Annotated in this window: 20 protein-coding genes and 1 tRNA gene; 8 read left to right on the top strand and 13 right to left on the bottom strand. The window is 70.3% G+C overall.

Going from position 1 to position 25,395, the window contains the following annotated elements:
- Window positions 1–6 precede the first annotated feature (6 nt).
- The 5 genes from OAW74_RS03785 to OAW74_RS03765 are packed head-to-tail and all read right to left on the bottom strand — an operon-like array spanning window position 7 to window position 2,842.
- A complete protein-coding gene (locus OAW74_RS03785) occupies window positions 7–327 on the bottom strand; it encodes a helicase (protein ID WP_262872999.1) in 321 nt (106 codons plus the stop codon).
- Window positions 327–659 carry a TadE family type IV pilus minor pilin gene (locus OAW74_RS03780; protein ID WP_262872998.1) on the bottom strand — a complete coding sequence of 111 codons (333 nt, stop codon included), beginning with the start codon at window positions 657–659 and terminating at the stop codon, window positions 327–329. The genes OAW74_RS03785 and OAW74_RS03780 overlap by 1 nt, the downstream gene beginning before the upstream one ends.
- Window positions 656–850 carry a DUF4244 domain-containing protein gene (locus tag OAW74_RS03775; protein WP_262872997.1) on the bottom strand — a complete coding sequence of 65 codons (195 nt, stop codon included), beginning with the start codon at window positions 848–850 and terminating at the stop codon, window positions 656–658. The genes OAW74_RS03780 and OAW74_RS03775 overlap by 4 nt, the downstream gene beginning before the upstream one ends.
- 34 nt (window positions 851–884) lie before the next feature.
- Window positions 885–1,811, bottom strand: a complete 927-nt coding sequence (locus OAW74_RS03770; protein WP_262872996.1) for a type II secretion system F family protein — start codon at window positions 1,809–1,811, stop codon at window positions 885–887.
- Complete coding sequence (locus OAW74_RS03765; protein ID WP_262872995.1) at window positions 1,799–2,842, bottom strand: TadA family conjugal transfer-associated ATPase; 1,044 nt, start codon at window positions 2,840–2,842, stop codon at window positions 1,799–1,801. The genes OAW74_RS03770 and OAW74_RS03765 overlap by 13 nt, the downstream gene beginning before the upstream one ends.
- Window positions 2,843–3,268: 426 nt before the next feature.
- On the opposite strand from OAW74_RS03765, the gene acs reads away from it, so the two are divergent.
- Complete coding sequence (gene acs, locus OAW74_RS03760) at window positions 3,269–5,242, top strand: acetate--CoA ligase (RefSeq protein ID WP_262872994.1); 1,974 nt, start codon at window positions 3,269–3,271, stop codon at window positions 5,240–5,242.
- Window positions 5,243–5,254: 12 nt separating this feature from the next.
- Here acs and OAW74_RS03755 read toward each other — a convergent pair whose 3' ends face one another.
- Both OAW74_RS03755 and OAW74_RS03750 read right to left on the bottom strand, forming a co-directional pair.
- The gene (locus OAW74_RS03755; RefSeq protein WP_262872993.1) at window positions 5,255–5,725 is read right to left on the bottom strand and encodes a RidA family protein; all 471 of its coding nucleotides are present in this window, start codon (window positions 5,723–5,725) and stop codon (window positions 5,255–5,257) included.
- A complete protein-coding gene (locus OAW74_RS03750; RefSeq protein WP_262872992.1) occupies window positions 5,725–5,940 on the bottom strand; it encodes a DUF4177 domain-containing protein in 216 nt (71 codons plus the stop codon). Before OAW74_RS03750 ends, OAW74_RS03755 begins: the two co-directional genes overlap by 1 nt.
- Before the next feature lie 77 nt (window positions 5,941–6,017).
- Between OAW74_RS03750 and OAW74_RS03745 the strand changes: the two genes are divergently transcribed.
- From OAW74_RS03745 to OAW74_RS03730, 4 genes are all read left to right on the top strand, one after another.
- On the top strand, window positions 6,018–8,639 hold the full coding sequence (locus OAW74_RS03745) for a transglycosylase domain-containing protein (RefSeq protein WP_262872991.1): 2,622 nt from the start codon (window positions 6,018–6,020) through the stop codon (window positions 8,637–8,639).
- A gap of 19 nt (window positions 8,640–8,658) precedes the next feature.
- On the top strand, window positions 8,659–9,606 hold the full coding sequence (locus OAW74_RS03740; protein WP_262873913.1) for a metallophosphoesterase: 948 nt from the start codon (window positions 8,659–8,661) through the stop codon (window positions 9,604–9,606).
- A gap of 18 nt (window positions 9,607–9,624) precedes the next feature.
- Window positions 9,625–9,701 (top strand) — tRNA-Pro (locus OAW74_RS03735).
- Window positions 9,702–9,755: 54 nt separating this feature from the next.
- On the top strand, window positions 9,756–10,508 hold the full coding sequence (locus OAW74_RS03730) for an HAD-IIB family hydrolase (RefSeq protein WP_262872990.1): 753 nt from the start codon (window positions 9,756–9,758) through the stop codon (window positions 10,506–10,508).
- 81 nt (window positions 10,509–10,589) lie between these two features.
- Here OAW74_RS03730 and OAW74_RS03725 read toward each other — a convergent pair whose 3' ends face one another.
- Both OAW74_RS03725 and OAW74_RS03720 read right to left on the bottom strand, forming a co-directional pair.
- Window positions 10,590–11,861, bottom strand: coding sequence for an alpha-hydroxy acid oxidase (locus OAW74_RS03725; protein ID WP_262872989.1), 1,272 nt, complete (start codon window positions 11,859–11,861; stop codon window positions 10,590–10,592).
- A 41-nt stretch (window positions 11,862–11,902) separates the two neighbouring features.
- The gene (locus OAW74_RS03720; RefSeq protein WP_262872988.1) at window positions 11,903–12,610 is read right to left on the bottom strand and encodes a FadR/GntR family transcriptional regulator; all 708 of its coding nucleotides are present in this window, start codon (window positions 12,608–12,610) and stop codon (window positions 11,903–11,905) included.
- A gap of 113 nt (window positions 12,611–12,723) precedes the next feature.
- Here OAW74_RS03720 and OAW74_RS03715 point away from each other — a divergent pair, with 113 nt between their 5' ends.
- Window positions 12,724–13,545, top strand: coding sequence for a DUF1295 domain-containing protein (locus tag OAW74_RS03715; protein ID WP_262872987.1), 822 nt, complete (start codon window positions 12,724–12,726; stop codon window positions 13,543–13,545).
- 3 nt (window positions 13,546–13,548) lie between these two features.
- Here OAW74_RS03715 and OAW74_RS03710 read toward each other — a convergent pair whose 3' ends face one another.
- Window positions 13,549–14,196 carry a thymidine kinase gene (locus OAW74_RS03710; protein ID WP_262872986.1) on the bottom strand — a complete coding sequence of 216 codons (648 nt, stop codon included), beginning with the start codon at window positions 14,194–14,196 and terminating at the stop codon, window positions 13,549–13,551.
- Window positions 14,197–14,288: 92 nt separating this feature from the next.
- On the opposite strand from OAW74_RS03710, the gene OAW74_RS03705 reads away from it, so the two are divergent.
- Both OAW74_RS03705 and OAW74_RS03700 read left to right on the top strand, forming a co-directional pair.
- Window positions 14,289–14,702: a YciI family protein gene (locus OAW74_RS03705; protein ID WP_262872985.1), complete on the top strand. Its 414-nt coding sequence runs from the start codon at window positions 14,289–14,291 to the stop codon at window positions 14,700–14,702.
- Between the two features lie 4 nt (window positions 14,703–14,706).
- The gene (locus tag OAW74_RS03700) at window positions 14,707–15,942 is read left to right on the top strand and encodes an RNA polymerase sigma factor (RefSeq protein ID WP_262872984.1); all 1,236 of its coding nucleotides are present in this window, start codon (window positions 14,707–14,709) and stop codon (window positions 15,940–15,942) included.
- Here OAW74_RS03700 and OAW74_RS03695 read toward each other — a convergent pair.
- The 3 genes from OAW74_RS03695 to OAW74_RS03685 form a co-directional block, all read right to left on the bottom strand.
- The gene (locus OAW74_RS03695; protein ID WP_262872983.1) at window positions 15,939–16,364 is read right to left on the bottom strand and encodes a pyrimidine dimer DNA glycosylase/endonuclease V; all 426 of its coding nucleotides are present in this window, start codon (window positions 16,362–16,364) and stop codon (window positions 15,939–15,941) included. The two genes, OAW74_RS03700 and OAW74_RS03695, sit on opposite strands and share 4 nt — an antisense overlap.
- Window positions 16,361–23,788: a DUF5979 domain-containing protein gene (locus tag OAW74_RS03690; protein WP_262872982.1), complete on the bottom strand. Its 7,428-nt coding sequence runs from the start codon at window positions 23,786–23,788 to the stop codon at window positions 16,361–16,363. The genes OAW74_RS03695 and OAW74_RS03690 overlap by 4 nt, the downstream gene beginning before the upstream one ends.
- 98 nt (window positions 23,789–23,886) lie before the next feature.
- On the bottom strand, window positions 23,887–25,359 hold the full coding sequence (locus tag OAW74_RS03685) for a malate:quinone oxidoreductase (RefSeq protein WP_262872981.1): 1,473 nt from the start codon (window positions 25,357–25,359) through the stop codon (window positions 23,887–23,889).
- Window positions 25,360–25,395 lie beyond the last annotated feature (36 nt).

Raw genomic sequence — 25,395 nt, 5'->3', positions numbered from 1 at the left:
ACAGGGTCACGGCAGGGCCGGTCCGGCTCTCGCTCGGGCCGACGCGTCCATCCGCAAAAACACACCGCCCACCGTCACCGTCGCGATCAGCCCGTCCACGTCGCACGCGCGCACGGTGACGCCGGCGGCCTCCGCCACCTGCTGCGCACGCTCGCAGGGCACACCGGTGGCGGCCCCGCTCGCCGCATCGGCCGCCGCCAGCGCCGCCGCGTCGGCGACCCCCGCGAGGCGCTGGCCGAAGGCCGCTGCCGCCCCCGCGCCGACGAGTCCGAGCGCGAGCCCGGCCGCACAGGCGCAGGCGCCGAGCCCCAGCATCCCTCCCGCCATCAGCCCCCTCCCGCCAGGGCGCACGACGTCGCCGAGACCGAGAGCGGCAGGCTCGCCCGCGCCGAGACGGTCGCACACACGAGGTCGCCGCGGTCCGACCCCGACCACGCGGCGCCGGGCGCCGTGGCCTCGACGGCGGCCGATATTCTGGCGTCGGACTCGCCGCGCGCGAGCAGACGCGCGGCGTCGGCGGCGGCGTCCTGAGTGCGCACCTGCAGTGCGGCCGCGCCCAGCCCCGCGGCGCCGAGCAGGATCACCGCGGCGACGGCGGGGAGCGCGACGGCGAACTCGGCCACCACCGACCCCCGCTCGTCGCCACGGCGGCGCGTCATGCGACCGTGAGGGCTCGGCGCACGAGGTCGGTGAGGATGCCGCGCACCTCATCCGATCTCATGATGACCACCAGCAGCCCCGCGAAGGCGACGGCAGCCATCGTGGCGATCGCGTATTCGGCGGTGGCGGCGCCGGAGTCGTCGGCGAACAGGCGCGCGGAGCGGCGGCGGGTCAATCGGGGAATGGACATCTCTCTCCTTCATGGGTGGGTTCTCGGGCACGGGTCAGATGCGCAGCGGCACCGCCGCGAACACGCTCAGCAGCATGGGGGCGACTCCCAGCAGCACGAACGACGGCAGGGTGCACACGCCCAGCGGAATGAGCAGCCGCCCCGACAGCCGCGCGGCGGCCAGACGCCCCTCGACACGGGCACGGTGACGCGCCAGCACAGCCGATGCCCGCAGCAGCTCCACCGCCGGCACCCCGGCCTCGGTCGACAGTCGAAGGATGCCGGCGGTGTCGGGCTCCGTCGACGCGAGCGCCCCGTCGTGCCCGCGGCGAGCGTGCGCGACGATGTCGCCCGCGCGCTCGACCGACACGCCTCCCCCCAGCGCGATCGCGAGAAGCTCGGCGCCCATGCCAGGTACGCCGCCCGGCGGGGCGGCCCGCGCGACGAGTCGCGCGCTCCAGCCGCGCCCGGCGAGGGCGAGGGCGCCACCGCCGATGAGACATGCCAGCCCGCCGAGCGTGCCGAACAGCACGCCGACGGTGTCGAAGCCGAGCGCCGCGCCCAGACCCGCGCCGACCAGTGGCAGCCAGCCCAGCAGGCGCGCCGTGCCGGCGGGCTCGGCGAGCGCGACGCGCACGTCGTCTGTCGTCTGCTGCGCGTCGCGCAGGGCGACAGACAGGCCGCGCAGCGTCTCGGCGAGCGGCGCGCCGACCGTGGTCGCCACCTCCCACGCCGCGGCGATGTCATCCCACCCGTCACCCCGGGCTCCGGCGGCCGCCACACGCACGGCCTCGGCGAGCGGAGTGCCGAGGGCGAGCTGCGCCTCGATGCGCCCGGCCGCAGGGTCTCCGCTCGAGGCGAGGTGTCCCCACGCCCGTGCCGGCGTGACACCGGCCTGCAGCAGCACCGCCAATCGCAGCACCGTGTCGGCGCTGTCGGCGACCGCATCCGTCGCTCGGCGCGCCCTCGTCACGACGGCCACGACGCCTCGACGATCGAGAGCCGACCGGCACCGTCGAGCACCGGGCGACCGACTCCGGCGAGCCGACGCACACCGTCGCTGCCGCGCTCGACGTGCAGCACCCGGTGGATCGCGCTGCTGACCTGACGGGCCAGCGCCGCGTCGTCGAGCCCAGCCAGCGCCCCCAGCGCCTCGAGCCGGGTGGCGGCATCTGCGATGCTGTTGGCGTGCAGAGTGCCGGCGCCGCCGTCGTGGCCGGTGTTGAGCGCTCCGAGCAGGTCCCGCACCTCTTCTCCCCGGCACTCGCCGACGACGAGCCGGTCGGGGCGCATGCGCAGTGCCTCGCGCACGAGCCGGGCGAGGGTGATCGCCCCCGCGCCCTCGAGATTGGGCTGGCGCGCCTCGAGGCGCACGTGGTGCGGGTGGTCGAGCTGCAGCTCGGCCAGGTCTTCGACCGTCACGATGCGCTCGAGCGGTTCGGCGCACGACAGCAGGGCGGCCAGCAGCGTCGTCTTCCCTGCCCCCGCGGCGCCCGTGACGAGCAGGTTCTCGCGCCGGCCGACGCAGCGCTCCAGGCCGTGTCGCGCCGCGTCGTCGAACATGCCGAGCCGCTGCAGACGGTCGAGATCGGGGCGGCGGAGCCTGGCCACGCGGATCGAGATGGCCGTGCCCTCGGCCGACACCGGGGGCAGCACGGCATGCACGCGCAGACCACCGGGCAGCTTGACGTCGACGGCGGGCGCGCCGTCGTCGAGGTGTCGGTCGCCCAGCGCGATGAGGGCGACCGCCAGCGCGCGCGCCTCTGACTCGGTCGCCGACCACTCCGGCACGCGTGTGGCACCGGCGCCGCGGTCGATGAACAGCCCGCTCTCGCCGTTGACGAACAGGTCGGTCACCTCGGGGTCGTTGAGAAACGGTGCCAGCGGTGCGAGCGCGGGATGCCGCGCTGCGGCGGGCGCGCTGCGGGGTGCGCGCTCTCGGGTCGCCGCCGCGGCACCCCGCGGGTCCGGCGCCCGAGGGGTGCGGGGCCGGACGACGAAGGGATCGGGCATGCCCAGACGCTAGAAGCGCCGCGGTGCGCGCGGGTGGCGCGGGGCGGGATCGGTGCATCGAACGGGGCAGATCGACCCCTGGGGAGGACCCATCCGTCCGCATCAACAAGGACCCCGAACAAAAAGAGGGCGGCATCCCATGGGGGGAATGGGATGCCGCCACAAGCGACACCCTGTTCGGGGGGTGAGTCGGGTGTCGCGCTGCCAGAATCGATGTTCGGCCGTGCACGATCCTACGCAACTTGCGGCAACGTTCCAAAAGAAACACGGCCCCGCGATGCGATATATCAGTTGTGTCGCCCACCCCGTCGGCACCCACTATCGGCGGTAGTGTCGCACCGATGCGGCTGGGTACATTCCCTGGGGGATCGGAGCGCGCCCGCGCCCCTCGCCACACCCCGACACATCGCCGCAAAGGAGCGCCGGATGAGCAGCCAGATCGATCACCTCCTCACCGAGAGCCGCAAGTTCGCCCCGTCTGCCGAGTTCGCCGCAGACGCCGTCGCCGATGCCTCTCTCTATGAGCGGGCGGCCGCCGATCGCGAGGCGTTCTGGGCCGATCAGGCGCGCGACCTGCTGCACTGGCACACGCCCTTCACCGAGGTGCTCGACTGGTCGAACCCTCCGTTCGCGACCTGGTTCGCCGACGGCGAGCTCAACGTCGCCTACAACTGCCTCGACCGGCACGTCGAAGCAGGTGACGGCGACCGCGTGGCGCTGCTGTGGGAGGGTGAGCCTGAGGGCGACGAGCGCCGCGTCACCTACGCGGAGCTCACCGACGAGGTCAAGCGCCTCGCCAACGTGCTCGGCGACCTCGGCATCGGCCACGGCGACCGCGTCGCCATCTACATGCCGATGATCCCCGAGGCGATCGCGGCGATGCTGGCCGTCGCGCGGGTCGGCGCCATCCACTCGGTCGTGTTCGGCGGGTTCTCGGCCGACAGCCTGCGCGCGCGCATCGACGACGCCGGAGCCCGCCTCGTGATCACCGCCGACGGCGGCTGGCGCAAGGGCAAGGTGTCGCCGCTCAAGCCGGCCGTCGACATGGCGCTGGCCGACCGCAACGGCTCGGGCGTGCAGGAGACGGTCGAGCACGTGCTGGTGGTGCGCCGCGGCGAGAACGCCGTCGAGTGGACAGAGGGCCGCGATCTCTGGTGGCACGACGTCGTGCCGCGGGCGGCCGCCGACCACGTGGCCCAGCCGTTCCCGGCCGAGAACCCGCTGTTCATCCTCTACACCTCCGGCACCACGGGAAAGCCCAAGGGCATCCTGCACACCTCGGGCGGCTACCTCACCCAGGCCACCTTCACCAACCGCGTCGTGCACGACATCCACCCCGACACCGACGTGTTCTGGTGCACCGCCGACATCGGATGGATCACCGGCCACTCCTACGTCACCTACGGACCGCTCGCCAACGGCGCGACCCAGGTGCTCTACGAGGGCACGCCCGACACGCCGCATCCCGGCCGCTGGTGGGAGATCGTGCAGAAGTACGGCGTGACGATCCTCTACACGGCGCCCACCGCGATCCGCTCGTTCATGAAGATCGGCCGCCAGGTGCCGGCGAAGTTCGATCTGTCGAGCCTGCGGCTGCTCGGCTCGGTGGGAGAGCCCATCAACCCCGAGGCGTGGATGTGGTACCGCAAGATCATCGGCGACAAGAAGGCGCCGATCGTCGACACGTGGTGGCAGACCGAGACCGGCGCCATGATGGTCTCCGCCCTCCCCGGCGTCACCGAGACCAAACCGGGCAGCGCCCAGGTCCCCCTCCCCGGCATCTCGATCGACGTGGTCGACGAAGACGGCGCGCACGTGGGCACCGGCAACGGCGGGCTGCTCGTGATCACCGAGCCCTGGCCGAGCATGCTCCGCGGGATCTGGGGCGACCCTGAGCGGTTCGTGGAGACCTACTGGCAGAAGTTCCAGAAGCAGGGCTACTACTTCGCCGGCGACGGCGCCCGGCTCGACGACGACGGCGACGTGTGGTTCCTCGGGCGCGTCGACGACGTCATGAACGTGTCGGGCCACCGCCTGTCGACCACCGAGATCGAGTCGGCCCTGGTCGGCAACGAAGCCGTCGCCGAGGCGGCCGTCGTGGGCGCCTCCGACGAGACGACCGGACAGGCCGTGGTCGCGTTCGTGATCGTCAAGCAGAGCTACCTCGACGCGCACTCCCCCGCGGGCCTGGCCGACGCGCTGCGCACGTGGGTGGGTGAGCAGATCGGGCCGATCGCCCGCCCCAGGGACGTCTACATCGTCGGGGAGCTGCCCAAGACCCGCTCGGGCAAGATCATGCGGCGGCTGCTGCGCGACGTCGCCGAGGGCCGAGAGGTCGGCGACACCACGACCCTGGCCGACACCGCGGTCATGAGCGTGATCTCGGCCCAGGTGAAGTAGTGCGGATGCTGGTCAGCCCCGCGTGGTGAACACCACTTCGACCTCGACGGGGCTGTCCAGCGGCAGCACGGGCACCCCGACGGCGGAGCGGGCGTGGCGACCGGCGTCGCCGAAGATCTCGGCCAGCACTTCGCTCGCTCCGTTGATGACGCCGGGCTGCCCCGTGAACTCCGGAACCGACGAGACGAAGCCCGTCACCTTGAGGACCCCGGTGAGCTCGTCGACGCCACCGACGACGGCGGCGGCCGCCGCGATCGCGTTGAGGGCGCACTGGCGGGCGTAGGCGGCAGCATCCGCCGCAGGAACGAGGCCGTGGCCGTCGCCGACCTTGCCCGTCGCGGGGAGGGCGCCCGCCACCATCGGCAGCTGGCCGGCGGTATAGACGAGGTCGCCGTATGCCTTCGCCGGGATGTAGGCCGCGACCGGCGGCACGACGGCGGGCAGTTCGATGCCGAGCTCTGCGAGCTTCGCCGAGACGCTCATCACGCCTCCCCGAACTGGGCGGCCGCCTGGGCGGCGGCGCCGAGGCCGGCGTTGGCGGCTCCACCGCCGCTCGGGCGCTTGAAATAGGCCACGAGGCCCCCCTCAGGGCCGGGCACGACCTGCACCAGCTCCCACCCCTGCTTGCCCCAGTTGTTGAGGATCGCTGCGGTGTTGTGGATGAGAAGAGGAGTGGTGAGGTACTCCCAGGTGGTCATCGGCGCTCCCTGTGGATCTGGCGGAACGGGCAGGTCTGTCAGGGGATCCCCCAGGAATCTCCCTTACGATCAAGCCTATGCCTCAGAAGAAACGCACGGCCAGCGGCGTGCTCGGAGGGTTCCTCGGATTGATCGGCCTGAGCGCAGTCGCCGGGCTCCTGATCACCGCGACCGTGACCCCCGCCATCGCCCTGACAGGAGCGGCGACGACCAGCGCCATCTCGCTGTTCGAGAACCTGCCCAGCGTCCTGAAGATCGACAAGCTCATGCTGCCGTCGACGATCTACGCACGGAACTCCGACGACACCAAGTGGGTCACGCTCACGAAGTTCTACGACCAGAACCGGTCGCCGGTGGAGTTCGACCAGATCAACCCGGTCGTCTACGACGCCGTGCTCTCCAGCGAGGACAAGAACTACTACCAGCACGGCGGCATCGACATCGTCGGCACCGTCAGCGCCCTGGTGAGCAACCTCCGCGGCAACTCGACGCGCGGCGGCTCGTCGATCAGCCAGCAGTACGTCAAGAACGTGCTCGTGCAGCGCTGCGAGTGGGAGGCCGCCGACGACGCCGAGGCGCTCCAGTGCTGGACCGAGGCGACCGAGTCTTCTGGCACCGAGGGCTACCAGCGCAAGCTCCAGGAGATGCGCTACGCCATCGCCCTCGAGCAGGAGTACTCGAAGAACGACATCCTGCTCGGCTACCTCAACATCGCCAACTTCGGCGGGCAGACCTACGGCATCGACGCCGCCGCCCGCTACTACTTCGGCGTCAAGGCGGCCGATCTGAGCCTCACCCAGGCGGCGACCCTGGCCGGTATGGTGCAGAACCCGAACACGTTCCGCATCGACCTGCCGAACGGATCGACGACGGATGCCGACGGCAACGCGATCAACAGCGAGGAAGACGGCTATTCCCTCGCCAAGGACCGCCGCAACTACGTGCTCGACCGCATGCTCGACGACGGCAAGATCACGCAGGAGGAGCACGACGAAGCGGTCGCCGCCGACGTCGAGCCCGACATCACCCAGCCGACGACCGGCTGTGCCGCCGCCAAGAACGCGCAGTACTTCTGCCAGTACGTCAAGAACGTCATCCGCACCGATGAGGCATTCGGCGCGAACAAGGACGACCGCATGAAGACGCTGCAGCGCGGCGGTCTGAAGATCTACACGACGCTCGACTACGAGCTGCAGAACTCCGCCGTCAAGACGATGAAGGATTCCGCGCCCTCGTCGCTGGACGGCATGACGGGCGTGAAGACCGGCAAGTTCGGCGCGGCATCGGTGAGTATCGAGGTCTCGACCGGCCGCATCCTCTCGATCACCCAGAACACCAAGTTCAGCGAGTCGTCCGCGCACGCGGATGATCCGGACTACTCGTCGCTCGTCTACGCGGGCGACGAGAACACCGGCGGCTCGACAGGGTTCGAGGTCGGATCGACCTTCAAGCTGTTCACTCTCGTGGACTGGCTCGAGCAGGGCCACTCCGTCAACGAGTACCTCAACGGCCGCAACCGGATCTTCGGCACCTTCACCAACTCGTGCGGCGGCAACTACACCCCCACCGAGAAGGTCGGGAACTTCAACAACGTGGGCGGCTATTACGGCACTCCCATGCAGTTCACCCGCGATTCGCTCAACTCGGGCTACTTCGCGATGGCCCAGGAGCTCGACCTCTGCGACATCGAGAAGGTGGCCGCCAAGATGGGCGTCACGCGGGGCAACGGCGATCCCGTCGAGGTGAACTATCAGTTCGACATCATCGGCTCGAACAACGTCACCCCGATCGCGATGGCCGCCGCCTACGGGACCGTCGCCAACAACGGCGTGTACTGCACGCCGCGGGCGATCGACAAGGTGCTCGACGCCGACGGCGAGAAGATGGACCTGCCCGAGGCGTCGTGCACGCGCGTGCTCGACGAGGACGTCGCCGCCACCGCCGCCTACGCCCTCAAGGGCGTCATGGCCTACGGCGGCACCGGCTCGGCCTCCAACCCGTGGGACGGCACGCAGATGATCGGCAAGACCGGTACCCACGAGAGCTACCAGACGTGGATGGTCGAGTCGTCGACGGCCGTGGCCACGGCCGTGTGGGTGGGCAACTCCACCGGCAAGGGAGACATCTTCCACCGGTGGGCCAATGGCTGGCAGGTGTCGCAGCTGCGCCACAAGATCGCCCCGGCGATCCAGCGCGTGGCCAACGACCTCTACCCCGGTTCGGCGTTCCCCGATCCGTCGGCCAAGCTGACCAAGCGCGTGCTCACCGATCTTCCCAGCGTCATCGGACTGTCCACCGAAGAGGCGAAGACCAAGCTCACGGGCCTCGGATTCAACGTGACCGTGGGCGATTCCGTCGACGCCGTCGAGGCCAAGGGCACGATCGTCGACCAGAGCCCCGGCGCGGGCAAGGTCGCCGGCGGATCGACCGTCACGATCTCGCCGAGCAACGGCAAGGGAGTGAGCGTCCCCGACGTCGCTGGCCAATCCGTGCAGGATGCGGCGAACACCCTGCGCGCGGCGGGACTCAACCCGACAGCCGGCAGCTGCTCGGCCGACGGATCGACCGAGGGCAACGGCACGGCCACCGGCACCTCGCCGGCGGCGGGCAAGGTCGTCGGCTCCGGTGACAGCGTCGCCATCAACTACGCGCACAAGGACTGCGGCGAAAGCGACCGCGGCGGCGGACGCGACGGCTGAGCCGTTGGCCACGCAGGGCATGAAGACCGCCCTCACCGCGTTCGGCGCGGTGGGGGCGGTCGGCGTCGGCGCAGCGGCGTGGGGAGTCGGCATCGAGCGCTACCTGTTCACGGTGCGCCGGCACCAACTCGCGGTGCTGCCCGTGGGCGCTCCCCCGCTGCGGGTGCTGCATCTCTCCGACGCGCACATGGCGCCGTGGCAGCGCCGCAAGCAGGACTGGATCGCCCGCCTGGCCGACCAGGAGCGCCCAGATCTCGTCGTGAACACGGGTGACAATCTCGGTCACGTCGACGGTCTTGCGGGCCTGCGTCGTGCGCTCGTTCCCCTTCGGGGCATCCCCGGTGTGTTCGTGCACGGCTCGAACGACCACATCGCGCCGAGTCCCCGCAACCCGTTCAAGTACTTCACCGGCCCGTCGCGCGTGCCGCCCACGCCAGAGCCGCTCGACACCGGAGCGCTCGACGGCTACCTCGCCGACGACCTCGGCTGGATCGACCTCAACAATGCGGTGGGCTCGCTCGACCTGCTCGGCATGCGCCTCGACGTCTTCGGCGTCAGCGATGCGCACCGCGGGTGGGACGACCTCGACGTGCTCCCGGGGATGCTGTCGCACCTGCGCTCCACCGGCGAGGCCGCCCTGACCCTCGGGGTCACCCACGCGCCGTACCGGCGCGTGCTCGACGCCTTCGTCGACCTCGGCGCCGACACGCTGTGGGCCGGGCACACCCACGGCGGGCAGGTGCGGATCCCGTTCTCTCCGAAGGCCATCGTGGCCAACTGCGACATCCCGCTCGATCAGGCGCGGGGCCTCAGCACCTGGACCCACGAGGGCCGCACCGTGCCGCTGAACGTGAGCGCGGGCCTCGGCCACTCCATCTACGCGCCGGTGCGCTTCGGATGCCGCCCGGAGGTCTCCGTGATCACCCTGACCCCCCGCGCGTACGAGACAGCCTCCGACATCGGGTAGACTCGGAGGGTTGCAAAACGGGGTGTGGCGCAGCTTGGTAGCGCGCTTCGTTCGGGACGAAGAGGCCGCAGGTTCAAATCCTGTCACCCCGACCAGCACAGAAAGGCCCCGCCGCCAGGCGGGGCCTTTCACATAGCCTGAGGAGAGCCGTGCCCACCCGACTCGTCGCCTTCGATCTCGACGACACACTCGCCCCGTCGAAGACGGCGATCGACCCGCGCATGGGTGATCTGCTGGTGGCGCTGGCCGAGCGCGTCGAGGTGGCGATCATCTCCGGCGGGCAGCTCGGGCAGTTCCGCGCACAGGTCGTCGACCGGCTGCCGCAGGCCTCGGCATCCGTCCTGGCGCGCTTCCACCTGCTGCCCACGTGCGGAACGCAGTACTACCGGCTGAGCGACGGCGACGTCACGACGGTCTATGCACGCACGCTCAGCGACGACCAGAAGACGCGCGCGCTCGCCGCCGTCGAGGGCGAGGCGCGACGGCTCGGGCTGTGGGAGAGCGAGACCTGGGGCGAGATCCTCGAGGACCGCGGCTCCCAGATCACCTTCTCGGCGCTGGGGCAGACCGCCCCTGTGCACGCCAAGACCGCGTGGGACCCGACCGGCCACAAGAAGAACACGCTGCGCGCGGCCGTCGCCGACCTGCTCCCCGACCTCGAGGTGCGCTCCGGCGGATCGACCTCGGTCGACATCACCGAGCGTGGCATCGACAAGGCCTACGGCATGGCCCGCCTCGCCGAGCAGACCGGCATCGATCTCGACGACATGCTGTTCGTCGGCGACCGGCTCGACCCCGACGGCAACGACTACCCGGTGCTCGCGATGGGGGTGCGGTGCCAGGCCGTCGAGGGGTGGGAAGAGACCGCCGAGTATCTCGAACGGCTCATCCCCACCCTCTGACTCTGTTTACGGTCGCGACGCGCCGTGCGACGCGGCTTGCGACGCGGCGCGTCGTGACCGTAAGCGGGGTGGGGCTCGGGGCTACTTCGCGGCGACGCGTCGCGGTGCGCGCGCGGCCGGCTGGGCGACCGGCGACAGGCGCTGCAGCTGCGTGACGTGCCTGGGCTCGAGCTCGGCGATCGTCGAGACTCCCAGCAGTCGCATCGTGCGCTCGATCTCGCTGCGCAGGATCGCGATGGTGCGGTCGACGCCCTGGCGGCCACCGGCCATGAGGCCGTAGAGGTAGGCACGGCCGATGAGGGTGAACTTGGCGCCGAGCGCCATCGAGGCCACGATGTCGGCGCCGTTCATGATGCCGGTGTCGATCATGATCGTGGCGTCCTTGCCGACCTCTCGCACGACCTTCGGCAGCAGGTGGAACGGGATCGGCGCACGGTCGAGCTGACGCCCGCCGTGGTTGGACAGGATGATGCCGTCGACGCCCAGGTCGACCAGCTTCTTGGAGTCCTCGACGTTCTGCACCCCCTTGACGACGAGCTTGCCTGGCCAGAGGTCACGGATCACCGCGAGATCCTCGTAGCTGATCGTCGGGTCCATCGCGGCGTCCAGCAGCTCCCCCACGGTGCCGCCGGTCGTCGACAGCGAGGCGAACTCGAGCTTCGGGGTCGTCAGGAAGTCGATCCACCACCACGGCCGCGGGATCGCGTTGACGATCGTGCCGAGAGTCAGCTGCGGCGGGATCGAGAAGCCGTTGCGCTTGTCGCGCAGGCGCGCCCCTGCGACCGGAGTGTCGACGGTGAACTGCAGCGTGTCGAAGCCGGCCGCCGCCGCGCGACGGGCGAGCCCGTATGAGATGTCACGATCGCGCATGACGTACAGCTGGAACCAGTTGCGCCCGTGCGGGTTGGCCTTCCTGACGTCTTCGATCGACGTCGTCCCGAGGGTCGAGAGGGTGAACGGGATGCCGGCGGCACCGGCCGCTCCCGCCCCCGCCGTCTCGCCTTCGGTCTGCATGAGGCGGGTGAACCCGGTCGGGGCGATGCCGAACGGCAGGGCCGATGGCCCGCCGAGGATCTCGACCGACGTGTCGAGATCGGGCGCGGGGGTCAGGATGCCCGGGTGGAACTCGATGTCCTGGAACGCCTGCCGAGCGCGGGCCAGCGACAGTTCGCCCTCCGCCGCGCCGTCGGTGTAGTCGAACGCGGCCTTCGGCGTGCGACGCTTCGCGATCGTGCGGAGGTCGGAGATCGTCAGAGCCGCGTCGAGGCGGCGCTTGCGGCCGTCGAGCTCGGGCTTTTTGAACTGCATGAGCTCGAGCAGCTCTGCGGGCTTGGGCAGCTGGCGCTGGACCATGGGTGCTTCCTTCTTGTTGTCGGATGTCGTGTCGACGCGCGTCAGACGCGGGAGAGGCCGGTGGCGGCGTAGTAGCCGGTGATGTGGGCGCGCACGAGCTCACGGGCGGTGTCGGCGTCGCCCGCCTCGATGGCGGCGATGATGCCGTCGTGCTCGGCGACCAGGTGCGCCACCATGGCCGGCCAGTCCTCGACGGCGGACGCGCCGCGCTGCACATAGCTCTCGATGGCGCTGCGCAGGCCCCCCATCGTGGCGGCCACGATGGTGTTGCCCGCGGCATCGGCGAGCCTCAGGTGGAACTGGGCGTCGAGGGCCAGGAACTCCTCCGGAGTGAGGTTCGGCACCCGCATCGCCTCGAGGGTCGAGGCGACCTCGCCGAGATCGCGGTGGTCGTCTGCGGCGAGATGGCCCACCGACCACGCCTCGAGGATGAGGCGGGTGTCGACGACGTCGCTGATCTCGAACCCCTTTGCCGCGACCTGCAGGCGCAGGAAGGCGGCCAGTCCCCCGTGCGGCGTGGAGATGATGATGGCGCCCGACGTCGGGCCAGACCCCGTGCCGGTCTTGATGAGGCCCATGACCTCGAGCACGCGCAGCGCTTCGCGCACGCTCGAGCGGCCCACTCCCAGGGTGGCGGCGAGCTCTCGCTCGGGGGGCAGGCGATCGCCAGGGCCATAGCGGCCCTCCAGCAGATCGTTCTCGATCTTGTCGAAGACCACGCGCCAGGCGCGTGCAGCAGGTTCGGTCACGGGGCTCCTCGTCGTTGTGGCCCGACCACGATACCCACGGTGGTCTGACCATGCAACTCGGCGCGCGATGCGGTATACGCGGTCCGGCGCCGCTCCTCCCCTACGCTGGCGGCATGGATCCCCTGCTGATCGTGATCGTCATCGCCGCGGCCGTGTGCGTGTTCTGCTGGGTCGCCTCGCTCATCACGAAGGACACCTCGTGGGTCGACCGGCTGTGGTCGATCGTTCCGGTGGTCTACGTGTGGGTGTTCGCGATCGCGGCTCTCGCCGAGGGAGCGGATGCTGCCCGCCTCGTGCTCATGGCGGTGCTCGTGACCGCGTGGGGCGCACGGCTGACCTTCAACTTCGCCCGCAAGGGCGGCTACACCGGCATGGAGGACTACCGCTGGGCGATCCTCCGAGGGCGGATGAAGCCGTGGCAGTTCCAGGCCTTCAATCTGCTGTTCATCGTGCTCTATCAGAACGCGCTGCTCGTGCTCATCACGCTGCCGGCGGCCCTCGCCTGGGCGCACCCCGCACCGCTGACCGTCGGCGACGTCGTGCTCGCCGTGCTGTTCGCCGCGTTCCTGGTCGGCGAGTTCGCCGCCGACCAGCAGCAGTGGGACTTCCACCGCGCCAAGAAGGCCGCGGGCGGCACGCTCGAGCCAGGATTCGTCACGACGGGGCTCTTCGCCTGGAGCCGGCATCCCAACTTCTTCTTCGAGCAGGCGCAGTGGTGGGTCTTCTACGCCTTCGGCGCGGTCGCGGCGTCCGCCTGGCTGAACCCGACGATCGCGGGCGCCGTGCTGCTGACGGTGCTGTTCATCGGATCGACGATCTTCACCGAGTCGATCTCGGCGGGCAGGCACCCCGCGTACCGCGAGTACCAGAAGACCGTCTCGATGCTCGTTCCGCTCCCGCCGCGGCGCCGCTCCGCCCGCCCTCAGGAGGGGTGAGCGTCAGCTCAGGCGCCCGCCCGACTCACGCAGGTAGCACTCGGCGCACATCGACTCGTAGGTGACGCGGTCGGCCGACAGCTCGTCGATGGCGACCTGATCGCCGTCGAAGACGAAGCGCCCTCCCACGAGGCGCGCGTTGAACAGCGCCTTGCGTCCGCACCGGCAGATCGTCTTGAGCTCTTCGAGGCTGTGCGCGAGTTCCATGAGTCGCGCGGAGCCGGGGAAGGCCCGCGTCTGGAAGTCGGTGCGGATGCCGTATGCCAGCACCGGAATGCGGTCGAGCACGACGATCCTCAGCAGGTCGTCGACCTGCGCAGGGGTGAGGAACTGCGCCTCGTCGATGAGCAGGCACGCCACGTCGGAGTGCTGCGGCTCGGTGTCGGGGATGAGGGCGTCGGCCGCGGCAGCCCGCACGTTCTCGCGGTGACGGGCGAACAGCATCCGCAGATCGTCGTCGGGGGCCACCAGGAAGTCGACGGTGCGCTTGACGCCCAGGCGGCTGTCGATCTGGTCGGCGCCCTTGGTGTCGATCTCGGGCTTGGCCAGCACGACATGCTGACCGCGCTCCTCGTAGTTGTACGCGGCCTGCAGCAGCGACGTCGACTTTCCGGAGTTCATCGCCCCGTAGCGGAAGTAGAGCTTGGCCACCGAAGAAGTCTACGGGCGATGTCGATTCCGCCCGGCGCCGTTCGACGCGATAGTAGGAGGGCGAGAGGCGCCCACTGCCCGAGGAGGACGAGATGGCCAAGTACATGCTGATCATGCGCAACAGCGGATCGGTCGAGGACTACGCAGACATGGATTTCGAGGCGGTCATCAACGCGATGGGCGCCTACAACGAGCAGATGATGAAGGCCGGCGTGCTGCTGGGCGGCGACGGACTCACCGACGCGGCGCAGGGCGCGGTCGTGGAGTTCACCGCCGAGGCGCCCCTGGTCACCGACGGCCCCTACGGCGAGACGCACGAGCTGTTCAACGGCTTCTGGACGATCCAGGCCGCCACCCAGGAGGAGGCGATCGAGTGGGCCACGCGCGCACCGCTCGGCCCCGGCAACAAGATCGAGGTGCGCCGCATGACCGACGACAGCGACTTCGCCGACTATCAGAACAACGAGTACATCCAGCAGCAGAAGCAGTGGCGCGCGGCGGAGTGAGCCGATGATCTCGACGACGGCGCGCCAGATCGATGCCGTCTGGCGCATCGAGGGCGCGCGCATCGTCGCGACCCTCGCCAAGCACACCGGCGACCTGGGGCTTGCCGAAGACCTCGCCCAGGTGGCACTCGTCGAAGCGCTCGAGCAGTGGCCGGCGGCGGGGGTGCCCCGCAACCCCGGGGCGTGGCTCACGGCGGTGGCCAAGCGCCGCGCGATCGACCAGTGGCGCCGCCGCGCCGCCCTCGACGAGCGGTACCGCGCGATGGCCCACGATCTGTCGGAGGCGGCAGAAGACGCCTGGGAGCCCATCGACGACGACGTGCTGCGGCTCGTGTTCACCGCCTGCCACCCCGTGCTCTCGCGCGAGTCGCAGGTCGCTCTCACTCTGCGGGCGGTGGGCGGCCTGTCGACGCAGGAGATCGCGCGGATGCTGCTGGTTCCGGTGCCGACGGTGCAGGCGCGCATCACGCGGGCCAAGAAGACCCTGGCCGCCGCGCACGTGCCCTTCGAGGCTCCGGAGCCGTCGCAGTGGCGTGAGCGACTGGGCGGCGTGCTGGGAGTGGTGTACCTGATCTTCACCGAGGGCTACGCGGCCACCAGCGGCGACCGATGGATGCGCGAGGACCTCGCGCACGAGGCTCTGCGACTGGGGCGCATCCTCTCGGGCCTCGTGCCGCGCGAGCCCGAGGCGCATGCGCTGGTCGCCCTCATGGAGCTGCAGGCCTCGCGCTTCGCCGCGCGGATCGACGCCGACGGCGCGCCGGTGCTGCTGGCCGACCAGGACCGCGCCCGCTGGGACTGGGCGCAGATCCGTCGTGGTCGCGACGCCCTCGCGCGGGCCGACGCGTCGGGTCGCGCGCGCGGCGCCTACGCGCTGCAGGCCGCGATCGCCGAGCAGCACGCGGTGGCGGCGTCGGTGGAAGCGACCGACTGGGATGAGATCGTCGTGCTGTACGAGGCGCTCGGTCGCATCGCACCGAGCCCCGTCGTCGAGCTCAATCGCGCGGTCGCGGTGGCGATGGCGACGGGACCCGCGACGGCGCTGCGCATCGTCGACCGGCTCGAGCAGGAGGGGGCGCTGGGCGGATCGCACCTGCTGCCGAGCGTGCGGGGCGAGCTTCTCGCTCGCCTCGGTCGCACCGAGGAGGCGCGCTCGGAGCTGCGGCTCGCTGCCGGGCTCGCCGCCAACGAGCGCGAGGCCGCCGTGCTGCGAGGCAAGGCCGCGGCGCTCGAGGGCTAGGGGCGCTCCCAGGATTCGATCCCGCCGGGCACGACGAGGAACGTCTCGGCGGGCATCGGGGCCGCCGGCAGCTGCGCGAGCCGCTCGGGCGCCCGCACGGCGAGCTTCATCTTCAGGTGCGCGTACTCGTACTCCAGCTGCCCGGAGGTCACCGGGATCGCGGGGGCGGCAGCATCCGCCTCATCGATGCGGTCGCGGTCGAACCGGTAGCCGCGCACGACGGCCTCCGCCTGCTGCTGCATCAGGAAGTGCCCGATCGCCTGCAGGGGGTCGGATGCCGCGCGGAAGCGCTCGAGCTGCGGATGCCGCGTGTAGCCGCGGGTGCGGCCGGCCAGCACCGCCTGTGCCAGCAGTCCCTCTCGCCAGCACGCGACCAGGGCGGCGCGATCGAGGAGCGACGGATGCAGCGACCAGAGTCTCACCCCTCCACTCTGCCCGAACGACGGCGCACCGCCGCACCGAGTCCGAGCGCGAGACCGAGCATCAGCACGCCGCCGGCCAGCGAGAGCAGCCACCACGCGGGAACGCCGCCGGTGCCGGCGAGGTCGGCGGTGAACTCGTTCTCGAACTGGGCGCGCACGACGGCGGGTTCGTCGTCCGGATCCGGGATGATCACCGTGACCGGCGGCGGGGTCTGATCCGCGCCGCCGTCGTCGGTCTCGGCGACGGTGCACTCGGCACCCACCGGCAGCGGCTCGATGACGTCGGAGGAGATCGTGAGGCTCCCCGCAGGCCGCAGCGTGACCGACTCGGAGAACGCCGCGGGGTCGCCGTCGAATGCGCACACGACGGAGAAGACGAACGGCCCTGTCGCGGCGGTCGCCCCGCTGCCGGTGATGCGCTTGACGATCTGGAGGCCGCCCGCGCGATAGGTATTGGTCACCGTGATGGTGGGCGGGTCGTCCGGATCGACGAGGACGGCGTCCGAGCTGGCGCCGCTAGGAGACGGCGGGTCGTAGACGACCTCGGTGGCCGCTCCGGTGTCGGTCTCGATCGCCGCGCACCCGGCGCCGGCGAGGGTGTCGATCTCGACGGGGGTGCCTGGTGTCACCTCCACCGTCAGCGGGAAGCCTGGCAGCAGCTCGCCATCGGCGATGCAGATGACCTCGATCGGGAACGTGTCGGGCGCGAAGCCCGCGGCATCGCCGTCCACCACCTTGTCGACATAGAGCACCGCCGGATCGAACGTGTTCGTCACCGTGACCTGCACGGGCTCATCAGGGTCGACCGGGATGGGCCCCGTCGGCGAGACGGTGCTGGTCGAGGCTCCGCCGTCGGCCGGCTCGGTCACCAGGCACTGCGCTCCGGCGGCGAGGTCGACGATGACGGCGCTCAGCGGCGCACCCCCGCCGAGCACCACGTCGTCGTCGAACACCTCGCGGATGCCGGTGTCGTCGGAGAGCACGCACCGCACGTGCACCGTGAAGGGTCCCGCTCCGTAGAGATCGGCGACATCGCCGTCGACGATCTTGACGATCGGGAGGCGGCCCACCTCGAACGCGTTGATCACCTCGGCCGAGTTGGCGGCGCCGTCGTCGTCGGGGGCGAGTTCGATCGGGTCCGAGACCGTGCCGTCGGTGGTGACGGCGTCGTCGTCACCCACCGTGGTCACGATGGTCGTCGTGGCCGCCCCCTTGTCGTCGGTCTCCTCCACCGTGCATTCCGCGCCGGCCGGAAGCCCGTCGAAGGTCACCACCTCGCCGTCCGAGAGATCGGCCGTCATGGGGTCGTCAGGGCCGTAACCGGTCGCGTACACGGCGTCGCCGAGGAAGAAGCACTCCACGCTCACCGTGAAGGGGCCGTACTCGACCGGCCCACCGTCCTGGTCCACCGCATCCGAATCCACCGTCTTGGTCACCGACAGCGAGGCGTACTCGTAGTCGTTGACGAGGGTCGCCGTCTCGAAGTCGGCGACCTCGCGCTGCACGGTCGCCGAGGTGGTCTGCGACGTTGTCTGCCCGTTGTCGCCCTCGCCGAGGGTGCACACCGCGCCGTACGGCAGATCGTAGATCGTCACGGGGGTGCCGGCTTCGAGAGTGAGGGCGGCGACATCGGCGGGCAGCGGCACGTACACCCCCGCCGAGACGCACGACAGGGTGACCTCGAAGGTGTCCGGCGCGTACTGGCCGGCGGCGGCCCCGGTCACCTGCTTCTCGACGACGAGGCCGCCGTGCGCGAGGCCGACGCCGACGCGTGGCGGCTCAGTGGTCAGCGTGTAGTCGCCGACCGCGAACACGACGATGTCGTCGGCGGCGGCCTGTCCGCCCTCGCGCGCCGACGTGCCGACGCTGTTGAAGGCGTAGGTGTCTTCAGACGACATCGCCGATGTGTTCGGGGTGTCGGCAGGAGAATACGCAGGGGCTGCCATGGCCACATCGACGTCGAAGGTGCCCGCGGGCGCCAGCGCGCCGGTCGGCAGATATTCGGTCTGCAGTCCGGTGACGCTGGCCGGATCGATCGGGAGAGCGATGCCTGCGGGCCACTCGACCCAATCGAGTTCCGGGCACAGCAGCTGCCCGTCGGCGCCCGCCGGCCCATCGCACCAATCGGAACCGGTGGTGTAGTACACGTTCAGCGTGCCGCTGCCCGATGCGAGCACGGGACGCACGCCGGTCAGGAGGGGCCGCCAGTCGCTCAGCCTCTCCAGGCTCGGCGCGGTGGCCACCGCATCGCCGGGCGCAGGCAGCCGGTCGATGCCCAGGATGCGGTCCAGAGGCTGGTTGCCCGCGTTGACGAAGTGCCAGCGCCACGTGATGTCGCCGCCAGGCTCGGCGATCGGCAGGCACGGACGGGCGTAGAACCCGTCGGCGTCGGCCGCGCAGTCCGCACCGGTGGTCACGAGCGGATCGATCACGACCCCGAGTTCGTCGGAGCCTTGTGCCCGCACGAGTTTGCTGACGCCCACCGCGGCCGCTGAGATGACGGTGTCGCGTGCGACCGTGCGGCACTCGCCGGTGCCGGCGTCGAGCCCTGACCCCGGCTCGCCGCCGCCGTCGCACTCGTCCCACGGACGCTCACCGGTGATGCCGACGGTGTTGGTGAACTCGGTCCCCGCCGGCAGCCCCGCACGGGTGACCGCCTGGTAGCTGATCGTGTAGGTGTCGCCGACTTCCAGCACGCTCCCGGCCGGGAAGGTGAAGACCAGGCCCGTGGCGGACTCGTCGATCGTGACGTCGGCCGCGTCGGTCGGCATTCCGGTGCCGGAACTGAGCGCGAACGCATAGGCGGGGTCAGCCGCGAGCTCGATGAGCGGCCCGTCGGCATCGGCCTGGAAGATGTCGGTGATCACCGGATCGACGATGTCGATGTCGCCGCTGTTGACGAAGGTCATCGTGTAGGTGAACGGGCTGCCGGGCGAGACGGTGTCATCGGTGGGGGTCTTGCGCACAGTGACCGCGTTGCTGGCGTGGTGGTAGAGCACCGTGTCGTCGGCGTCCTCCTGTGCGCTCAGCGGCACGCCGTCGGCGTCGACGTCCGAGCTGGTCACGTCGGCGACGACGAGGTTCGTGGCCACGCCGGGGTCGTCCTCCCCTGGCGCCGGCGCGCTGCCGGCCAGGTCCGACTCCACCGACCCTCCGGTGCGGAGGCTGTCACGCCTGGTCGCCTGGAACGAGACGTTCTGCACGGGGTTGGCCGGGTTCTCCCAGTTGGCTCCGTCGGCGCGGGTGAACGTGAAGCGCAGGCCGACGACGTCCGCCCCCGCGACACCGGTCGGCAGCGCGAGCGACGTGCCGGCGGTGCCATTCACCCAGCTCGCGCCGGTCAGCACCGGCCCCGCTTCCCCGACCGACCAGGTGCCGCCGACGAGTGCGTCGACCTGCACCCGGTCGATGGGCGAGGTGAGCGAGAGCGGACCGAACGCGCCGAAGTCGTACTGGTTGAAGAACGTCGTCGAGTCGTCGGTGAGCACGAGCTCGACCGCGCGAGAGGCGGGCGACCCCGTGCCGCCGACTCCGGTCGGCTGACCCGACAGACCCACGGTCACAGGCCCCGCGGAAGGCTCCGTGATGCTCCCGGGAGTGATCGTCTTGCCGGCGAGGACGTCGATGCCCTGCGCGACCAGGTCGATGTCAGCCGTGGGGTAGGTGTCCTCGGTGTCGGTGTCGTCAGGGAAGTCGACCATGTCGGAGGCCTCGACCTTGACCTGGTCGCACACCGTGCCCGGCGTCGGCGCGTCGCCGGAGGTGCGACCCTGTTCTCTCAGCCTCACGTCGAAGGCGATCGTCGCCGTCGGGACGACGGTGTCTGTCGCCGCATCGATCCGCCCGGTGTAGGCCACGGTCAGCGACGTCACATCGACGAGATCGTCCTCGGCGAGGGCGAGGGCCTCATCTCTGGTGTAGTCGGTCTGGCCGTTCGGCCCTGGGGTCAGCACGATGGTGACGTCGTCTGCGCCGATCGCGTCGGGCGCCGTGATCGAGGCGAACCCGACGAGGGTGAACTGCTCGAACGGATCCTCGGTGCACGAACTCGGACCCTCGTCGCTGATGTCGGGCTCGGTGATCGAGAGCAGGTCGAGCTTCGCCGGCGTGGTGTTCGACGCGGTGACCGTCACCCTGCCTGTCGGGTAGCGGCTCTGGTCGACGCCGGTCTCGGGGATTCCGAGCGGGCCGCCTTCCCACGTCTTGGTGCCATCGACGGTGACATCGACATTCGTGATCAGGATGTCGTCCGCGTCGGTACGGGTGAGAATCGGCTCGGTGTCATCCACGTTCCAATACGGGTCCAGCCGCACGGTGTTGTTCACCGCGCCCTCCTCCCCTGGGACGTTGTACTCGTCGGACGCCACCACCGGCTGACCGTCGCTTCGTCGCAGATCGCGCAGCAGGAGCACGGCGTCGATGTGGCGATCGTTGCCGGTGGATGCGGCAACGCCCGAGCCGACGGCGGGCGCCGTGGGGCCGTCCACGCGGTCGGCGCGGTTCGGGCTCTCGACGTAGCTCAGCCGGAACCCGATCGCGCGCTCGCGCTCGTCGTCGGTCAGGGTGTATCCCGGGAATGTCCCGTCACAGGCTGTGGGGCAGGGGTCTGCCGACGCGCGCACCCACGACCCGGCGGAGGGGTCGGTGCTGCCGGCCGGCAGCAGATAGAGCTGCACGGCGAGGATCTGGTCGTAACGCAGCCACGGGTCCATCGCCTCGGTGATCGGCGCGATGCTGACGAGGTCGAATGCGTCGAACGAACTGTCGGCGACCGCGGTGGTCGCCGGCGATGCGGTGTCGGAGATGTCGATGCGCCCCGTGCCGGTGAAGCCGCCCGTCGACCACCCGAGCGCGACCGTGGTCTCGGCCTGGGAACGCTCGACGACGGTCTCGGGCGACCAGCTCTTGTCGATCGGGTCGATGGTCCCCGGCGTCACAGGTGTGAGGTCGACGCTGTCGCATGCGGGGTCGGACTCGGCGTCGTCGGCCGTGGGCGCCGCGGCGGAGGTCACGGTGCAGTCGGTGAGCGTGCCCACGGTCTCGTTCGGGGCGTCCGCGCCGAGCGTGAAGGAGAGGTTGGGGCTGACAGTGGTGCCAGGCGGGAATCCGCCGGAGCATTCGCCCCCTGCCGGTGCCGCCGTGTAGACGAACCGAATGCCGATGGCGTTCTGCTGCACGCTGGGCGGGAAGACCGCGTTGAAGATCGCGGCTCCAGCGATACCCGTCATGCTCGGGATGGAGACCCACGATGTGCCGTCGACCGTGTACTGAACGGTCAGCGACGCGCATGCCGGAACGGGAGTTCCGACGACCGCCTGCGGGTCGAAGTCGTCGTACCACTGGTTGGGGTCGGGCAGTACGTCGGGATCCTGCACGACGATCGTCGAGGCCGAGACGGTGGAAGCGGGGAACTCCTGGAGCTTGCCGGTGAGCTGCGCCGTCACGATCTGTCCCGGGTACGAGGGGATCGTGCTCGGGTACAGACGCTTGCCCGCCTCGACGTCGATCCGATCGATGATCGTGCGGATGGGCGCGACCGCCTGCGCGCTGCCGGTGTCGTCACCACGCTGCCCGACCACGCGCACGGCGTTCAGATGCAGCGCCTCCTCGCCGGTCTGATCGGTGGGCGTCTGCACCACGAACGGGATGGTCGCCTGCGCTCCGGGGCTGATCTGCCCCGTGAAGGTCACCGAGAAGCCGGTGACGGGGTCGCATCCTGCCGGCGGGTCGGGGAGCGTGTTCGGATCTTCCGTGGTCTGCGGGTCTGCGGGTGTGCCCGCGCACTCATAGGTGATGGTGGCCTGGCTCGCACCGTCCGGCCAGACGATTCCGCCGCCGTCGGCCGATCCCATCTGCACGAAGACGAAGTCGTCGGCTCCGAAGAATCCGCGACCGGCCGGGGCGGGCTCGACGAGCGTCAGGGAGTCGATGGTTCCCGTCGAGTCGTTGCCCGCGGTGAGGGTGGCTGTCGAGTTCTCGCCCGCCCGCACCACGGCGGGATCGAACGACTTGCCCGCCGAGACGTCGATGACGCTCGAGCCGACCTGGTAGTGCGCCACGTCGGCGTCTCGCGCCGACCGGCCTCCCGCCGTGGTGACCACCGTCTCGGTGGTGTTGGAGATGTCGAACGGCAGCTCCTCTTCGGGGATGGGCTCCGACAGGTGGGCCGTACCGTTCACCGTGGCGCCGGCACCTGGCGGGATGTCGTCGCCGTCTGTGCTGCGGAAGATGAACTGGAAACCCGTGATCACGGTGGGATCGACGCCGTCCGGGATCGGGAGGGTCGATTGCGGAACGGGCAGTTCATCGCCGGCGACCCACCCTGGGAGAGTCGGGTCGTACACGCGCAGCTGCACGGTGTCGGCGCCGGCGGGGGCCTGCACGCCGGTGATCCCGTCGAGCGTGAGGTAGGTGAATGCGTTGATGTCGGTGGTCGGCACGCCGGAGCCGTCGAGAACGGGGTCGGAGATCACGAGCCGCTCGACCGGCACATTCGACCCGTTCTGCCCCGTGACGCTGATCTCGGTGGTGGCGCCCGTGGTGTTCAGCCCGGAGCTCGGCGTGAAGCTCTTCGATGCGCCAGCCGCGATCGTCGGCTCCACCGCGAGCGTCGAGCTGGCAACGGCGCTCTTTGAGGTCGCGTTGTCTGCGGTGATCGTGGCCGTGTTGGTGAGCACCGTGCCGTCGGCCGAGGCGGGGGCGTCGTCGTCGACATGCACCGTCACCTGCACCGTGACGACCTTGCCCGGCGCGAGTCCGACGGTGCCGCCACCGAGGGCATCGGTGAAGACCACATCCAACGTCGACGAGGTGGTCGCGCCCGCGTCGTAGTTCGCGGTCCCGGTGACCTTGGGTGTGCCCACCACGGTCAGATAGGCAGGCATGGGGTCGGTCAGCTCGGCATTCACGCACCCGCTGACAGTGCCCGCCGTGCACTGGAACTGGATCGTATAGGTGAACTGGTCGCCGGGGCTCACGGTGCCCGCCGACGCGGCCTTCTGGATCGACAGCGACGCCGTGGGGGTCGCACCTGGCAGCAGCATCGGCGTCACGAGCTGACGGTCACGCGCGGCCGGGGTCGCGGTGGCCTCTGCCCGCGGTGTCGGGCTGGCCGCCGCAGAGGGCTCAGGGGTCGAAGTCGGCTCGGCGCTCGGCGCGGCGGGGGTGCTCGCCTCGGGGGCGGGCACGGCGGTCGTGCTCGGCGAGGGGGCGGGCGAGGTCTCAGCCGTCGGCGTGGCGCTGGGCGTCGGGGTGGCCGTGGGCGTCGACGACGCGGTCTCGGTCGCTGCCGGAGTGGCGATATCCGCCACAGTCAGCGCGTCCGGCTCGACGACGGAGTCCGCCGATGCGGGGGCGACGGAGCCCAGGAGCAGCAGGATGGCCGTCGCCGATGCCGCCAGCCATCGGACCCGTTGTGCGCTCATGTGTGACCCCCCGCAGCATCCGTCAGGCCAGTCTTACAAGACTCTGACGATTTTCACAGGGTCGACGTCGACCCCGTCGGCCACGAGGAGTACGCGGTTCACACGTTGAGAGCGAGCACCTCCGCGGTCTTGGAGAGGGTCGCCGCCGCGGCCTCCGGCCGGGGGTTCAGCGTCTCGCCGTAGCTCGGGATGAGCTGGCGCAGCCGCGGCTCCCAGCCCTCGATGCGCTCGGGGAAGCAGGTCTTGAGCAGCCCCAGCATGATCGAGACGGCCGTCGAGGCCCCCGGCGAGGCGCCGAGGAGGCCGGCGATCGATCCGTCGGCCGACGAGATCACCTCGGTGCCGAACTGCAGCACACCGCCCTTCTGGGGGTCCTTCTTCATGACCTGGGCGCGCTGGCCGGCCTGGATGAGGGTCCAGTCCTCGTCCTTCGCGGTCGGCATGAACACCCGCAGGCTGTCGACCTTCTTGCGGTGGGTCTTGGCGAGCTCGCCGACGAGGTACTTCACGAGGTCGAAGTTCGTGACGGCGACCTTGAGCATCGGGCCGATGTTGCCGGGGCGCACCTGCGCGACGATGTCGGTGATGCGGCCCTTCTTCAGGAACTTGGGGCTGAAGGTCGCGAACGGCCCGAACAGCAGCGACGCCTCGCCGTCGACGACGCGGGTGTCCAGATGCGGCACCGACATGGGCGGCGCGCCCACCGACGCCTGCGAATACACCTTCGCCTTGTGCTGGGCGACGATGGCGGGGTTGCTGGTCTTGAGGAACTGGCCGCCGATCGGGAAGACGCCGTAGCCCGAGATCTCGGGGATGCCGGAGGACTGCAGGAGCTTGAGAGCCCACCCGCCCGCTCCGACGAAGACGAACCGCGCGGAGGTCTCCCCCGGCGTGCGCCCGATGGCGTTGCGCCAGGTCACGCGCCAGGTGCCGTCAGCGCGCTTGCGGAGCTTGCGCACCTCCCGGTCGGTGACGACCTCGACGCCCTTGCTCTTCAGGTCGGCGAACAGCTGTCGCGTCAGCGCACCGAAGTCGACGTCGGTGCCGGCGGGCACGCGGGTCGCGGCGAAGGGCTCGCCCTTCAGGCGCTTCTGCATCAGCAGGGGCGCCCACTGGTTGATCACGCGAGAGTCTTCCGAGTACTCGATGCCGGCGAACAGCGGCTGCTTCTTGAGCTCCTCGTAGCGCTTCTTGAGGTACGCGACGTCCTTCTCGCCCCGCACGAACGTCATATGCGGGGTCGCGTTGATGAAGGTCGAGGGTGCATCGAGCACGCCCTGCTCGATGAGGGTCGACCACAGCTGACGGCTCTGCTGGAACTGCTCGTTGATCTGCACGGCCTTGGCGGCGTCGACCGAGCCATCAGCGCCCTCGGGCATGTAGTTGAGCTCGCACAGCGCCGCGTGACCGGTGCCGGCGTTGTTCCACGCGTTCGAGCTCTCCTGCGCGACCTCGGACAGCCGTTCGTAGACGACGATCTTCCAGTCCGGCTGCAGCTCTTTGAGCAGGGTTCCGAGGGTGGCGCTCATGATGCCACCGCCGATCAGGACCACGTCGACAGGTTTACTCACAATGTTCCAGTCTAGGCCGGGATCCCGCCGCCGCCC

This window comes from Microbacterium fluvii (genome assembly GCF_025515205.1).
Taxonomy (GTDB): Bacteria; Actinomycetota; Actinomycetes; order Actinomycetales; family Microbacteriaceae; genus Microbacterium; species Microbacterium fluvii.
The sequence above is the reverse complement of the archived record's forward strand: the minus strand, read 5'-3'. Positions and strand labels throughout refer to the sequence as shown.

Excerpts from the sequence above, each read along its gene's own strand:
- OAW74_RS03785 (WP_262872999.1), bottom strand. The coding sequence starts at position 327 with ATGGCGGGAGGGATGCTGGGGCTCGGCGCCTGCGCCTGTGCGGCCGGG.
- OAW74_RS03780 (WP_262872998.1), bottom strand. The coding sequence starts at position 659 with ATGACGCGCCGCCGTGGCGACGAGCGGGGGTCGGTGGTGGCCGAGTTC.
- OAW74_RS03775 (WP_262872997.1), bottom strand. The coding sequence starts at position 850 with ATGTCCATTCCCCGATTGACCCGCCGCCGCTCCGCGCGCCTGTTCGCC.
- OAW74_RS03765 (WP_262872995.1), bottom strand. The coding sequence starts at position 2,842 with ATGCCCGATCCCTTCGTCGTCCGGCCCCGCACCCCTCGGGCGCCGGAC.
- acs (WP_262872994.1), top strand. The coding sequence starts at position 3,269 with ATGAGCAGCCAGATCGATCACCTCCTCACCGAGAGCCGCAAGTTCGCC.
- OAW74_RS03755 (WP_262872993.1), bottom strand. The coding sequence starts at position 5,725 with ATGAGCGTCTCGGCGAAGCTCGCAGAGCTCGGCATCGAACTGCCCGCC.
- OAW74_RS03750 (WP_262872992.1), bottom strand. The coding sequence starts at position 5,940 with ATGACCACCTGGGAGTACCTCACCACTCCTCTTCTCATCCACAACACC.
- OAW74_RS03745 (WP_262872991.1), top strand. The coding sequence starts at position 6,018 with ATGCCTCAGAAGAAACGCACGGCCAGCGGCGTGCTCGGAGGGTTCCTC.
- OAW74_RS03740 (WP_262873913.1), top strand. The coding sequence starts at position 8,659 with ATGAAGACCGCCCTCACCGCGTTCGGCGCGGTGGGGGCGGTCGGCGTC.
- OAW74_RS03725 (WP_262872989.1), bottom strand. The coding sequence starts at position 11,861 with ATGGTCCAGCGCCAGCTGCCCAAGCCCGCAGAGCTGCTCGAGCTCATG.
- OAW74_RS03715 (WP_262872987.1), top strand. The coding sequence starts at position 12,724 with ATGGATCCCCTGCTGATCGTGATCGTCATCGCCGCGGCCGTGTGCGTG.
- OAW74_RS03705 (WP_262872985.1), top strand. The coding sequence starts at position 14,289 with ATGGCCAAGTACATGCTGATCATGCGCAACAGCGGATCGGTCGAGGAC.
- OAW74_RS03700 (WP_262872984.1), top strand. The coding sequence starts at position 14,707 with ATGATCTCGACGACGGCGCGCCAGATCGATGCCGTCTGGCGCATCGAG.
- OAW74_RS03690 (WP_262872982.1), bottom strand. The coding sequence starts at position 23,788 with ATGAGCGCACAACGGGTCCGATGGCTGGCGGCATCGGCGACGGCCATC.